5 protein-coding genes are annotated in these 13,127 nt (G+C 68.1%); all 5 read left to right on the forward strand.

Annotated elements, in window-relative coordinates; translation table 11 throughout:
* Positions 1–43: 43 nt before the first annotated feature.
* The 5 genes from ACQP0C_RS09475 to ACQP0C_RS09495 all read left to right on the forward strand — a co-directional run bounded on the left by ACQP0C_RS09475 (position 44) and on the right by ACQP0C_RS09495 (position 12,978).
* Positions 44–6,784, forward strand: coding sequence for an SDR family NAD(P)-dependent oxidoreductase (locus ACQP0C_RS09475; protein ID WP_433732508.1), 6,741 nt, complete (start codon positions 44–46; stop codon positions 6,782–6,784).
* A gap of 27 nt (positions 6,785–6,811) precedes the next feature.
* Positions 6,812–9,934 carry a type I polyketide synthase gene (locus tag ACQP0C_RS09480; RefSeq protein WP_433732511.1) on the forward strand — a complete coding sequence of 1,041 codons (3,123 nt, stop codon included), beginning with the start codon at positions 6,812–6,814 and terminating at the stop codon, positions 9,932–9,934.
* An 11-nt stretch (positions 9,935–9,945) separates the two neighbouring features.
* The gene (locus ACQP0C_RS09485) at positions 9,946–10,902 is read left to right on the forward strand and encodes an AfsA-related hotdog domain-containing protein (RefSeq protein ID WP_433732513.1); all 957 of its coding nucleotides are present in this window, start codon (positions 9,946–9,948) and stop codon (positions 10,900–10,902) included.
* Between the two features lie 10 nt (positions 10,903–10,912).
* The gene (locus ACQP0C_RS09490) at positions 10,913–12,244 is read left to right on the forward strand and encodes a protoporphyrinogen/coproporphyrinogen oxidase (protein ID WP_433732515.1); all 1,332 of its coding nucleotides are present in this window, start codon (positions 10,913–10,915) and stop codon (positions 12,242–12,244) included.
* Between the two features lie 260 nt (positions 12,245–12,504).
* Positions 12,505–12,978, forward strand: coding sequence for a nuclear transport factor 2 family protein (locus tag ACQP0C_RS09495; RefSeq protein ID WP_433732517.1), 474 nt, complete (start codon positions 12,505–12,507; stop codon positions 12,976–12,978).
* Positions 12,979–13,127 lie beyond the last annotated feature (149 nt).

Here is a 13,127-nt window from a genome sequence, read left to right on the forward strand (position 1 = left end):
CGAATGTTTTCCGGTGCAGCGCAACCACATTCGAGGAGTCCAGATGTCACAGTCGAATGGCGACCGCAGCGCGGTGCTCGAACGCGATGAGCTCGGCCGCCGCGCCCCCGAGGAGCAGCGGCGGCTGCTGCGCGAACTGGTGGTCGAGCAGGTGACCGAGGTGCTCGGCGGGATCGCGCCCGAGGTGATCGACGTATCGGCCTCGTTCCGGGACCTGGGCTTCGACTCTCGGTCCGCGGTCGAACTGCGCGACCGGCTGCGCCGGGTCAGCGGCGTGGAGCTCACGGCCGCGGTCGCCTTCGACTATCCGACCATCGACCGGCTCGCCGAACTGTTGCGCACCAGGCTGATCGGTGCCGACGCGCCCGATGGCAGTGGATTCGCGCCCGCCGCCGATCCCGAGGAACCGATCGCCATTGTCGGCATGGCCTGCCGCTATCCCGGCGGCATCGCCTCGCCGGAGGATATGTGGCGCATGCTGATGGCCGGTCGCGAGGTGACCTCGGAGTTCCCGCCGGAACGCGGTTGGGACGATTGCTACGATCCCGAGCCGGGCGCCGAGGGCAAGACCTACGTCCGTTCCGGCGGATTCCTCGACGGCGCCGCGGCCTTCGACGCGGGCTTCTTCGGCATTTCACCGCGCGAGGCGCTGGCCACCGATCCGCAGCAGCGCCTACTGCTCGAGGTCTCGTGGGAGGCGCTCGAGCACGCGCGCATCGACCCGAGTTCCATGCACGGCAGTCGCACCGGCGTCTACGCCGGAATGTTCTACAACGACTACGCCGATGACACCGCACCCGCGGACCTCGCCGGATATCTGATGACCGGTATGACGGGAAGTGTCGCGTCCGGGCGCATCTCCTACGCGCTCGGGCTGGAGGGTCCGGCGCTCACCATCGATACGGCCTGCTCGTCGTCGCTGGTGACCGTGCATCTGGCCGCCCAGGCGCTGCGGCGCGGCGAATGCGACACCGCGCTGGCCGGCGGCGTCACGGTCATGGCGAAGGCCGCGCCGTTCATCTCGTTCAGCATGCAGCGCGGGCTGGCGCCGGACGGACGGTGCAAGTCCTATGGCGAGGGTGCCGACGGCACCGTGTGGTCCGAGGGCGTCGGTGTGCTGGTGCTGGAGCGATTGTCGCGGGCCCGGGCGCAGGGCCGCCGGATTCTGGCATTGGTGCGCGGTTCGGCGGTGAATCAGGACGGCGCGTCCAATGGGCTGGCCGCGCCGAACGGTCCGGCGCAGCAGCGGGTCATCCGGGACGCCCTGGCCGATGCGAAGATCACCGCCGCCGATGTCGATATGGTCGAAGGGCACGGCACCGGAACGGTTCTGGGTGATCCCATCGAGGTGCAGGCGCTGCTGTCCACCTATGGTCAGCAGCGGCCGAGTCCGGACGATCCGCTGTGGCTGGGTTCGATCAAATCGAATATGGGACACACCCAGGCCGCCGCCGGCGTCGCCGGAATCGTCAAGACGGTGCTGTCCATGCGGCACGAAATGCTGCCGCGCACACTGAATTCCGAGCAGCCGACCGAACACGTGGATTGGACCGAGGGCAATGTCCGGCTGCTCGCCGAACCACGGCCGTGGCCGCGCCGGGCCACGCCGCGACGCGCCGGAATATCCTCGTTCGGTATCAGCGGCACCAATGCGCACCTGATCATCGAGGAGCCGCCGATCGATGAGCCGAACAGCATTGCACCACAACGGAACAAGCCACCGATCACACCGTGGGTACTGTCCGGGCGCACCGAGGCGGCCGTGCCCGCGATGGCGCGGCGATTGTCGGCGTACCTGACGGAATATCCGGACACCGATCCGACCGATATCGGACACTCGCTGACCGCGACCCGCTCGGAATTCGAGCATCGTGCGGTACTGCTCGGATCCGATCGCGATGAGCTGCTGGCCGCGCTGGAAGCACTGACGGCAGAACAGGATTCGCCACAGGTGATCCGCGGCGTCGCCGGACGCGATGTCCGTACCGCGGTGCTGTTCCCGGGCCAGGGTGCCCAGCGCGCGGGCATGGGCACCCGGCTGTACCGGGCCTATCCGCTGTTCGCCGAGATCTTCGACGAGGTGTGCGCACAGGTCGATGCCGCCAACCCGGACTGGACCGTGGGACTGCGCGAGGTGATCTTCGCCGAACCGGACACCGCGCAGGCCGCGCTGCTGGACCGGACCGAATACACCCAGCCCGCCCTGTTCGCGATCGAGGTCGCGCTGTTCCGGCTGCTGCAATCCTGGGGCGTCAGCCCCGACTACCTGGTCGGGCACTCCATCGGTGAAATCGCGGCGGCATTCGTGGCCGGGGTCTGGTCGCTCTCGGACGCCTGCGCGCTCGTCGCCGCGCGCGGACGACTGATGCAGGCGCTGCCCGAGGGCGGCACCATGGTCTCGGTCACCGCCGATGAGGACGAGGTGACCGCCCTCATCGGCGATCGCGCGGACCGGGTCGGCATCGCGGCGGTGAACGGGCCGCGCTCGCTGGTGCTCTCCGGCGATGGCGATGCCGTCGACGAGATCGCGGCGATCCTGACCGAGCGCGGAGCCAAGACCAAGCGCCTGGTGGTGAGTCACGCATTCCATTCGCCGCGGATGGAGCCGATGCTCGCCGATTTCGACAAGGTCTGCGCCGGATTGACTTACCACAAGGCGACCATTCCGATCATCTCCACGGTGACCGGCGAACCGGCCAGCGATGACGAATTGCGTTCCCCGGCCTATTGGGTCGCTCAGGTGCGCCGACCAGTGCGGTTCATGGCGGCCGCTCAGCGGCTGAGCGATGCCCGAGTCGGCGTCGCGTGGGAGGCCGGACCCGGCGCGGCGCTGACCACGCTGGTGGTGCAGACCGCCGCCGCGGCCGAGCAACCGGTGCCGACGACCAAGCCGGTGCTGCGCTCGCCCGGCGCGGACGGCGAGGTGTCCGGACTCATTGCCGCGCTGGCCGCCGGATATTGCGCTGGCGCGCCGCTGAATTGGGCGGAGTTGTTCGCCGGAAGCGGTGCGACGGCGGTCGACCTGCCGACCTATCCCTTCCAATGGCAGCCGTTCTGGCTGCAATCCGCCGGTGTCGGTGATGTGCGGCAGTCGGGGCTCGAGGATGCCGCGCATCCGCTGCTCGGCGCGCTGGTGCGGCTGCCGGAATCCGATGAGATCGTCTGCACCGGGCGGCTTTCGCTGCGCAGCCATCCCTGGTTGGCCGATCACGATATCGCCGGTACCGTCCTGCTGCCCGGCACCGCCTTCGTCGAAATGGCCCTGCACGTGGGCAGTTTGGTGGACTGCACCCGACTGGCCGAGCTGGTGTTGCAGGCGCCGCTGCCGCTGTCCGGCACCGGCGCGATCGAATTGCGCGTCATCGCGGCCGCACCGCAGGACACCGGCGCCCGGGCGCTCACGGTGTACTCGCGCCCACAGGCCGAATCCGAGACCGGTGACCGGATCGAATGGACGTGCCACGCCGTCGGTGTTGTCGAACCGGCCCCGCAGGATGAATCGGGCACGGTTAGTGCGGATTTCGCGACGTGGCCGCCGTCGGGCGCGGAGCCCGTCGCGCTCGACGGCGGCTACGACGATCTGGCCGAGGCAGGATATCGCTACGGCCCGCTGTTCCGCGGGCTCACCGCACTCTGGCGGCGCGGCGACGATCTGTTTGGCGAGGTGGATCTGCCGGAACAGGCGCGCGCCTCGGCCGAACGGTTCGGCGTGCACCCCGCGCTACTGGATGCCGCGTTGCACGCTATCGCCCTCGGCGGCGCCGCCGTGGGTGCGGACGGCGAGGTATCGGTGCCGTTCTCCTGGGAGGGCGTCTCGCTGCACGCGGTGGGTGCGTCATCGCTGCGGGTGCGGCTGACCGCACCGGCGCCGGACCGGATCTCACTCGCGCTGGCCGATGCGGGTGGCGCTGCGGTCGCGGAGGTGGCCGCGCTGGCATTGCGCGCGCTGCCCCGCGAAGCGCTGGTCGTGCAGTCGACCGCGAACGCGGATCTGCTCGGTACGACCTGGATTACCGTGCCGCGCACCGAGGACGTGACCGTCGACGAGCCGTGGGCGCGGCTGGGCGCGAGCCTGGAATCGGCGACCGTGGCCGGGCAACGGGCCGCGGTGCTTGCCGCCGACGCCGTCGAATCGGATAGCGGCACACCCGAATCGGTACGCAACTGGGTGACCGACCTGATGACGACCGTGCAGCGGCTGGTAACCGAGGAGGATGCCGCCGAACGGATCCTGGTGGTAGTGACCCGCAACGCGGTGGCCGTGCACGGCGCGGAAAAAGCCGAGCTGGCGGGCGCGGCGGCCTGGGGCCTGCTGCGCAGCGCGCAGAACGAGAATCCGGGGCGGATGCTGCTCGTCGATGTCGACGATCGGGCGCACTACCGCGATGCCGTCGAACAGGCCGTCACCATCGCCGATGAACCACAGTTGGCGCTGCGACGCGGCGGCCTGCACGCGGTCCGGGTGAGCCGCTCCGGCGCGGACACGGTCGAAGTGAGCACTTCACCGGACGCGGGCGACTGGCGGCTGCTCCCACTGGACAAGGGCACCTTGACCGGCGACAACCTCGCGCTCACACCGGATCCCGACGCCACCGCACCGCTGGCGTCCGGTCAGGTCCGGGTCTCGGTGCGGGCGGCGGGTGTGAACTTCCGTGACGTGCTGATCGTGCTCGGCATGTATCCGGATCCGGACGCGCCGATCGGCGGTGAGGGCGCGGGTGTCGTGCTCGAAGTCGCCCCGGACGTTACCGATTTCGCGCCGGGCGACCGGGTATTCGGCTTCCTGCCGGTGGTCGGCTCCACCGCCGTGGTGGATCGGCGGCTGGTGGTTCCGATGCCGCGCGGCTGGTCCTTCGCACAGGCGGCCGCCGCACCGGTGGTCTTCGCCACGGCGTACTTCGGCCTGGTCGATCTGGCCGGGTTGCAGCCGGGGGAGACCCTGCTGTTGCATGCCGCCACCGGCGGCGTCGGCATGGCCGCGGTGCAGCTGGCCCGGCATCTCGGTGCGGAACTCTACGTCACCGCGAGCAAGCCGAAGTGGGATGTGCTGCGCGGCATGGGATTCGACGATGTGCATATCGGCGACACCCGCACCCTCGATTTCGAACAGCGATTCCTCGATGCCACCGACGGACACGGCGTCGATGTCGTGCTCGACTCACTGGCCAACGAATTCGTCGACGCCTCCCTGCGCTTGCTGCCGCGTGGTGGCCGCTTCATCGAAATGGGCATGACCGACCGACGTGAGCCGGACAAAGTGGCCGCCGACCATCCCGGCGTCTACTACCGGGCCTTCCACCTGATGGAGGCGGGCCCCGACCGGCTGCGCGAGATCATGACCGAACTGGTCGAACTGTTCGACTCCGGTGTGCTGCGGCCGATTCAGGTCACGTCCTGGGATGTGCGGGAAGCACCGGAGGTATTCCGGTTCATGAGCCAGGCCCGCCATATCGGCAAGAATGTGCTGACGGTGCCGCAGCGGTGGAATCCCGCGGGCACGGTCCTGGTGACCGGCGGCACCGGCGGACTCGGTGCCGTGCTCGCCCGGCATCTGGTCGGTGCGCGCGGCGTGCGCAGGCTGCTGCTGGCCAGCCGCCGCGGTCCGGCCGCCGACGGCGCGACCGAACTGGTGGCAGAATTGACGGCCCACGGTGCCGATGTCGATGTCGTCGCCGCCGATGTGGCCGATCCGGCCGCGATATCGGCACTGCTGGAGGCCATTCCGGCGGAGCATCCGCTGACGGCCGTGGTGCATACCGCCGGTGTGATCGACGACGGCATGTTCGATTCCATGACCGCCGAGCAGGTGGCAACGGTCTTCACCCCCAAAGTCGATGCCGCGCACCATCTGCACGAGGCCACCAAGGATCTCGACCTGGCCGCCTTCGTGCTCTACTCCTCCATCGCGGGCGTGATCGGCGGACCGGGCCAGGCCAATTACGCCGCGGCGAACGCCTATTTGGACGCGCTGGCTCGCCGCCGCCAGCTCGCTGGACTGCCCGCCACCGCGCTGGCCTGGGGCGCCTGGCGCAGTGCCAGCGGTATGACGGCGCAACTGGGCGATCAGGATTGGGCGCGGATGCGTCGCGAGGGCATGCTGCCCATCGACGATGACCACGGCATGGCGCTCTTCGACGCGGCGCTGGCGAGCGGCCGGGCCGCCACCGTGGCCGCGCGTCTGGATATGTCGGTGCTCTCGGCGATGGATCCGGCCGATATGCCCGCCATGCTGCGCGGTCTGGCGCGGTCCTCGCGGCGGGCCGCGGCGGCCAGATCGAGTGAATCGGCCAAATTCGCGGCCGGTCTGATCGGACTCGATCCGGTCGAACAACAGCGGGTCATCGTGGATGCGATCCGCGCACAGGCGGCCGCCGTCCTTGGCCATCAGTCGCCGGATGCGATCGACGTCGAACGCCCGTTCCAGGAACTGGGTTTCGATTCGCTCGGCGTGATGGAGTTCCGCAACCGGGTCAAGTCCGCGGTCGGCATCAATCTCGGCACCACGGTGGTCTTCGACCATCCGACCCCCGCCGCACTGGCCGGATACATCCGCCAGGAGATCGCACCGGTCGACGACGTACCCGCCCGGATCAGGTCCGAGGTGGCGGCGCTGGCGAACAGCTGCACCGCGGCCTCGCTCGATCCCGACGATCGACGCGATATCGCCACCCGGCTGCGGGCCGTGCTGCGCGAACTCGACGGCGGCGCGGAGAGCGAGAGCATCGCCGATCTCGCGGTGGCCGAGGACGCCGAATTGTTCGAATTCATCGACCAACTGGACTGATCCGAGGCCGAAGGGAGGTGCGCCACCATGGCCGATGACGAACAGTTGCGGGAATATCTGCGCCGCGCGGTGCACGAGTTGCAGGAGACCAGGCAGCGGTTGCGCGAGATGCGGGCCGCACAGACCGAGCCGATCGCGATCATCGGAATGGCCTGCCGGTTTCCGGGGGGCGTCCGGTCGCCGGAGGCACTGTGGGATCTGGTCGCCGAACAGCGGTCGATGGTTATGGAATTCCCGACCGATCGGGGCTGGCGTCCGGCGGCGGCGCATGACGAACCCGGTATGACAACCGTCGGTCTCGGTGGATTCCTCGACGGCATAGCGGATTTCGACGCCGGATTCTTCGGGGTGTCCGAACGCGAGGCCGGGGCAATGGATCCGCAGCAGCGGTTGCTGCTGGAGGTGGCGTGGGAGGCCATCGAGCGGGCGCGCATCGACCCGACCACCCTGCGCGGCACCGATACCGGGGTATTCGCGGCGGTCAGCGATCAGATCTATTCGGATTGGTCGCCGGACTGGGACGGATTCGAGACGTACTACGTGCTCGGCACCCAGGCCAGCCTCGCCACCGGCCGGATCAACTATCTACTCGGACTGGAAGGCCCCGCCGTCACGGTCGATACGGCTTGCTCGGGTGCGCTGGTCGCACTGCATCAGGCCGTCGAATCGCTGCGTGGCGGCGGGTGCTCGCTGGCATTGACCGGTGGGATCACCGTGATGTCGCTGCCATCGCCGTTCATCGCGTTCTCCCGGCAGCGCGCCCTGGCGCCCGACGGACGGTGCAAACCGTACGCACAGGCCGCCGACGGCACCGCATGGGCCGAGGGCGTCGGCATGTTCGTGGTGGAGCGCCTGTCCGACGCCCGGCGCAACCGACATCCGGTGCTCGCCGTGATCCGTGGCAGTGCCATCAATTCCGATGGCGCATCCAATGGTTTGACCGCACCCAATGGTCGAGCCCAGCAGCGCGTTATCCGGCAGGCGCTGGCGAATTCGCAGGTGTCGGCCGTCGATGTGGATGTGGTCGAGGGTCACGGCACGGGGACGCCGCTCGGCGACCCGATCGAGGCACAGGCATTGCTCGCGGCCTATGGGCGCGATCGCGATCCCGAGCGGCCATTGTGGCTCGGCTCGATCAAATCCAATATCGGGCACACCCAATCCGCCGCGGGCACAGCGGCATTGATGAAGATGGTGCTGGCCATGCAGCACGGGGTGGTACCCGCGACCTTGCATGTCGATCGGCCCTCCGAACACATCGACTGGTCGGTTGGCGGGGTCCGGCTGGCCAGCGAGGCGCGACCGTGGCCGGAGACCGGACGACCCCGACGGGCTGGCGTGTCGGCATTCGGATTCAGTGGCACCAATGCGCACGTCATCGTCGAATACGATCCGGCGCAGAATGATGCGGAGCCGGGCATTCTGCACGAACCGCGAGCCGTCCGGCAATATCCGGTGTACCCGTGTGTGCTCTCGGGCCGGACGGCAGCGGCGCTGCGGGATCAAGCCGCGCGCCTGAGCTCCCTGCCGCCCGCGGATATCGCGGATGTCGGTTTCTCGCTGGCGACCACCCGCACCGTCTTCGATCACCGGGCCGTACTGCTCGCCGCGGATCACGATGGACTGCGGGATGCGGCATCGGCGGCGGCGCGCGATGCGGTCGACCGAGCCGTGGTCTCCGGTGTCGCCGCGTCCGGCCGCAAGCTCGGCCTGCTGCTACCCGGTCAGGGCAGTCAGCGCACCGGCATGGGCCGGCAACTGTACGAGGCGTTTGCGGCCTTCCGCGCGGCCTTCGACGAGCTGTGCGCCGCCTTCGACACCCATCTCGACCGGCCGCTGCGCACCGTGATGTTCGATCCGCAGGCCGCGGATGCGCTGGACCGCACCGAGTTCACCCAGCCCGCACTGTTCACCGTCGAGGTCGCGACCTACCGATTGCTCGAATCCTGGGGCCTGACTGCCGATTTTCTGCTCGGCCACTCGATCGGTGAACTCGCCGCGGCATATATCGGCGGTGTGTTCTCCCGTGCCGATGCCGTGGCCGTGGTGGCGGCCAGGGGGCGGTTGATGCAGCGGCTCGGTCCCGGCGCCATGCTCGCGGTGCGCGCGACGCTCGACGAGGTCACCGAATCGCTTGCCGGATATGACGGCCAGGTGTCGGTTGCCGCGAGCAATGGCCCCAACGCCACCGTCATCTCCGGTGACGAGGCCGCGATCGGCGCATTGGCGAAGTTCTGGCGGGCCCGGGGTAGGCGGATCCGGCGCTTGCGGGTCGAACGTGGCTTCCACTCCCCACATTTGGACGGCCTGCTCGAGGAATTCGGCGCCATTGTGGCGGCCGCCGAATTGAAGCCGCCGTCGATCACCTTGCTGTCCAACGTCACGGGCAAACCGGTCACCGCCGAAGAGGTGTGCGCACCGCAATACTGGGTGCGCCAGGCCCGCGGCACCGTGCTCTTCCACGACTGCATGCGCTATCTGCTCGACGCGGGTGTCGATACCTTCGTCGAGATCGGCCCCGGTGACGTGCTGTCCGGTATGGCGTACGAATGTGCCGTCGATCGGGCGTGCGTCACATTTGCGACGCTGCGCACCGCCGAATCCGAACCACACGACCCGATGCGGGCCGCGGCCGGGGCGTGGGTGCGCGGCATCGGGGTGGACTGGGCGGCGACCTTCGCCGATTCCGGGGCGCGGACGGTGGACCTGCCCACCTACGCATTCCAACACCGGCGGTATTGGCGTGGCACACAGCACTATTGGTGCGACAGCACCGAGCCCGTCGCACCGCTGCATCCTGACGAGCCCGCCGAACCAACCGCATTGCCGACCGCGGACCCGAACGCCGAGTTCCGGGCACGCGCGCGGGCGCTATCCGAACCGCAGCGATCCGACCTCGTCCGCACGACGGTGTGCACCCAGATCGCCGCGATCCTGGTCGACCGGGCCGACGGCGAGATCGACGCGGATACCGGCATTCTCGCCACCGGGCTGACGTCTCTGTCGGTACTGGAACTGCGCAACCGCATGAATGCGCTTGCGGGCGCGTGCATCCCGGTCGAGGTCTTTCTCGACAACCCCACCCCACGGGCCCTCGCCGGACTGGTTCTCGCCGAACTCGTCGACGACGCGGTGCGCGTCGGTATCTGAGGAGGACACCCATGCCGAAGGAACTGCTCACCCCGCCGACCACACACACCAGCACGCTGAGTTTCGAGCAGACGGTGCCGTGCTCGCTGGCCCACCGACGCTGTCTCGGTGAGGTTTTCGTCGCCGATACCGCGGCCGCCGGTCCGGGGGAGTATCTGGCGGCGATACAGATTCCGCGCGCGCATTCGCTGTGGTCGGATCGCGTCACGGACTTCCACGACCCGCTCGCGGCGGTGGAGGCGATCCGGCAGGCCATGACCGTGCTCGGGCACCGCTACCTCGGGCTGCCGCTCGGTACCGCGCTCAGCCTGCAGCGGATGACCGCCGAGATCGAGGATCACAGCGCGCTGCGCGATACCGGAACCGAGCCAATGGAGGGCGTCGTGCGGATCCGCACCGACCTCGGATCCGGCGCCGGCTATCTCGCCGAGCACTCCTTCGATGCCACCCTGACCATCGGCACCGCCGCGGCACTGACGGTGCGCGGCGGCGGCATCGCCTTCCCGCCGCAGACCTACGCCGAATTCCGCACGCACCAACGGCGCAACCGTCCGGAGGAAGCGGCCATCAACGCCCCCGCACCGGTGCCGCCGAATCGCATCGGTCGGCGCGACTCTCGCAATGTCGTGGTCGGCGGTGATCTCGAACTGCTCGTGGATCGCACGCATCCGTCCTTCTTCGACCACCCCTACGACCACGTCCCCGGGCCGCTGATATTGGAGGGCTTCCGACAGGCCGCCCTGGTGGCCGCGGGCGAGCCGTACGCACTCGCCGGGCTGGAAGCCACCTTCACCGGTTTCGCCGAACTGGACGGCCCGCTCACCTTCACCCACCGGGTCGACGCCGATCCGGACTTCGGCGCCGATATCGAGTTGGCGCTGTCCCAGTTCGGCGTCCGAATCGCCGAATGCCGAATCGAACTCATTCCGTATCCGTCCGACGCGCACTCATCCGACGCGCAGAACTGAGGAGACCGCGATGGAAAATCCGAGACGTGCCGACCGGCGGCTCGCAGTCGTCGGCGCCGGTATCGCAGGCATGACGGCCGCGCTGCAATTGCACAAGGCCGGTTACCGGGTGGAACTGATCGAGCAGATGGAGGTGCTCGGCGGACGCTTCGGTGTCGATCGGCTCGGCGAGCGCCCGGTCATGACGGGTGGTAAGAACCTGGGCCGCAAATACAGCGCGCTGCGGGAATTCCTGGCCGAATTCGGCGAACCCGAATACGAGGAGTTCGGCATCAACACCTCCCGGGTGCTGGACGGCGAGATACTCACCCTCGACAGCAGACAGAGCGCCTGGGACAAGATCAGCCGCCTGCGCCGCCTCGGTCCGGTGCGGGATCTGCTGAAGCTTGCGTATCTGGGTTTCCTGGTGCGCCGCAAGGAGGAGAACCGCTTCCTCGGTTCGGCGGCCTTCACCAGGATCGCCGACCGCAATGACGACCGGCCGCTGAGCGCGCACTTCAGCCCGCGAATCGTCCGAAATATGTTCCGTCCCATGAACGTCCGCATGAACGGCGCCGAACCCGACGAGGTCTACCTCGGCACCTTCGGCACCAACCTCAACATGATCATGGACACCTACGACCAACTCACCCACGGCATTTCGCCGATCATCGACGAGCTGTCCGAGCTGGTATACGTGCGCACCAATACCAAGGTCGAGCAGGTCCGCACCGCGGACGGCCGAGTGATCGGCCTCGGCATCTCCGAACACGGCGGCCCGGTGGCCGACCACTACTACGACGGAGTCGTACTCGCCTCGCCCGCCCACGCCACCGCCGAGATCGTCAAATCCGAACTGCCCGCCCTGAGCGATCTACTGCGCGAGGTCAAATACTTCCCCGCCGCGGTGGTGCTGGTCGAGTACGACCGCCCGGTCTTCGGTACCGAGGTCCGCGCCATCGTCCTCGACGACGGACCGTGCAGCAACGCCGGTGTATACGGCATCAACGACCTACACATAGTCCGCTACACCTTCAGCGGCCGCCACGCCCGCCCCACCCCAACCGACGAGGTGCTCGACCAGTGGATCGATAATGCCGAGCGCCAACTCACCGGACTACTCGGAGTGGACCACGTGAACCGCGTCCATACAGTCAAACGCATCTGGGATGCGGCCTACTGTGCCTACGTCCCATTCCACGGAAAGTTCCTGTCCCAGGTCCACTCCGAGGTCGCCACCACCCCCGGCCTCGAACTGGCAGGCGACTACCTACGCGGCGCCCCACTCGAGGCATCCTGCCGCTCGGGCATCGAGGCCGCCGACAAGCTCGTGAAGCAGTTGGAGGCGACCGTGCCGGTGTGAACTGGTTCTTGTTGGACTCCTTGCGAGTAGGCCCACTGAAAGTGGCTCAGTTGTGGGAATTCAGGGGCCTACCCTAGATACGGCTGGCTGCGTTGCTCGGCGTGGTGTTGCAGCCGGAGTCGGACGGTGTCGTGCACCGGCACGCCCGCGAGTTCGTCCGGTCACGCATGCGCTCCACCGTCTGAGAACGGACCAGCACGCGAACGGTATTACCTTCGAGGTAATCGACGTGCCACATTGACACGGGCATGGTGGCAGGTATGAACAATTCCGGGACGATCATCACCCGCACCGTGGTCGAGGAGTTGCTGCGCCGAATCGGTGCGGGCGATCCGGACGCCACTGCCACGCTCTACGCCCCGGTCAGCGATTGGAAACTGAATTGGCCGGACACCGAGCACAACCGACCCGCCACCCCATGGATTCGCCACCGAGCCACACGCGCCGACGCGGCCGAACACTATCGCGAGATCGCGCGCCATCACGTGCCCGAGCAGGTCGGCACCCTGATCGAACGCATCGTCGTCGACGGTCCGGATGCGGTGGTGCTGGGTGAAATCCGCCAGACTGCCCGCCCCACCGGACGCGCCTACCGTTCCCGTTTCGCGCTGCACCTGACCATCGAAAACGGCCTCATCACCCGCCACCACGTCTACGAAGACAGCCTCGCCGTCGCCCAGGCGTTCGACTCACATGCACCCGAGCACGATCGAAACAGCTCGAACACACCATAATGTCGCCGACCGCACGTCAGCGGATGAGCATCACCACTCGCAGATCGGTTGGCAGCCACCATCACTCGATGTCCGCACACTTCCGCTGTATCGAGCTTTGGGGCCGGAGAGCTCCGTTGAACGCAGTCGAATGGTGGTCGCCCACACCG

Source organism: Nocardia sp. CA-129566 (assembly GCF_050956075.1).
GTDB lineage: Bacteria > Actinomycetota > Actinomycetes > Mycobacteriales > Mycobacteriaceae > Nocardia.

Bases quoted from the DNA above. Each gene is read 5' to 3' on its own strand.
- ACQP0C_RS09475 (WP_433732508.1), top strand. From the start codon at position 44: ATGTCACAGTCGAATGGCGACCGCAGCGCGGTGCTCGAACGCGATGAG.
- ACQP0C_RS09480 (WP_433732511.1), top strand. From the start codon at position 6,812: ATGGCCGATGACGAACAGTTGCGGGAATATCTGCGCCGCGCGGTGCAC.
- ACQP0C_RS09485 (WP_433732513.1), top strand. From the start codon at position 9,946: ATGCCGAAGGAACTGCTCACCCCGCCGACCACACACACCAGCACGCTG.
- ACQP0C_RS09490 (WP_433732515.1), top strand. From the start codon at position 10,913: ATGGAAAATCCGAGACGTGCCGACCGGCGGCTCGCAGTCGTCGGCGCC.
- ACQP0C_RS09495 (WP_433732517.1), top strand. From the start codon at position 12,505: ATGAACAATTCCGGGACGATCATCACCCGCACCGTGGTCGAGGAGTTG.